The sequence below is a fragment of the Methylobacterium tarhaniae genome (genome assembly GCF_001043955.1).
Lineage (GTDB): Bacteria > Pseudomonadota > Alphaproteobacteria > Rhizobiales > Beijerinckiaceae > Methylobacterium > Methylobacterium tarhaniae.
In genome coordinates, this window is the sequence record NZ_LABZ01000424.1 from 1 (window position 1) to 893 (window position 893).

At 70.8% G+C, this 893-nt stretch carries 1 protein-coding gene; it reads right to left on the reverse strand.

Annotation, left to right across the window (positions count from 1 at the left end):
• Positions 1-26: 26 nt before the first annotated feature.
• The gene (locus VQ03_RS30415; protein ID WP_083468335.1) at positions 27-743 is read right to left on the reverse strand and encodes a TetR/AcrR family transcriptional regulator; all 717 of its coding nucleotides are present in this window, start codon (positions 741-743) and stop codon (positions 27-29) included.
• Between the last annotated feature and the right edge of the window lie 150 nt (positions 744-893).

Consider the following 893-nt stretch of genomic DNA (forward strand, 5'->3'; position numbering starts at 1 on the left):
GGGGAGGGGATGCATACCGGGCGGCGTCAGGCGGAGCCCGCGCTCCCGGAGGGTTCCGCGACGCCGATCACCGCCCGGGCACCGTCGAGGAACAGCCGCACCTTCATGGCGACGACCGCCGCGATGTCGTCGACCGGCAGGTCGTAGACGTATTTGCGCATGCCGAGATAGAAGATGCCGGCGTGCAGGCTCCAGATCGCCTCGATCTCCAGGTCGGAGACGGGCTGCTCCACGATCGAGGGACGGCCCAGCTCGTCCCGGATCTGGGCGACGATCAGCGGGAAGATCCGCTCCCGCAGCAGATCGAGGTAGCGGGTGTTGAAATCGAGCCCCTTGAGGCCGGCGAACATGAACAGGCGGACCCATTCGTAGGTCAGGATGACGCTTGCATAGTCGGTGTAGAAGGCGACGAGCCGCTCGCGCAGGGGCCGGGACGTGTCGCGGATCGTCTCCTCCCAGAACGGGTTCCAGCGGCGCAGGAACACCTCCTGGTAGACCCGCTCGACCAGGGCCTCCTTGGTCGGGAAGTAGCGGTAGAGCAGCGGCTGGGTGACGTTCAGGCGACGGGCCAGCTCCCGCGTCTGCCCCTCGAACCCGAATTCGGCGAAGAAGCCGATCGCCGCGCGGACGATCTCCTCCTCGCGCTGGGCCGGGCTCAGGCGGCGCTTCGGCGCCTCGGCGGTGTGCGCGGGCGCCGGGGGCGTGCGGCGGGAGGCCGTCACGAATTTCGTCGTCGCGTCCACGGCGGCACCGTATCATGCGGCCTCGCCGATTGACCATCGGGCAGCGGCGCGCCGCGCTTCGGGCAGCGTGGCGGCCGAGCGTTCCCCGCTCGCCCGCCTGGGGTCAGGCCGCCGCGGAGGCGAGGTCGAGCGGCGGGGGGGCGCTGGGGG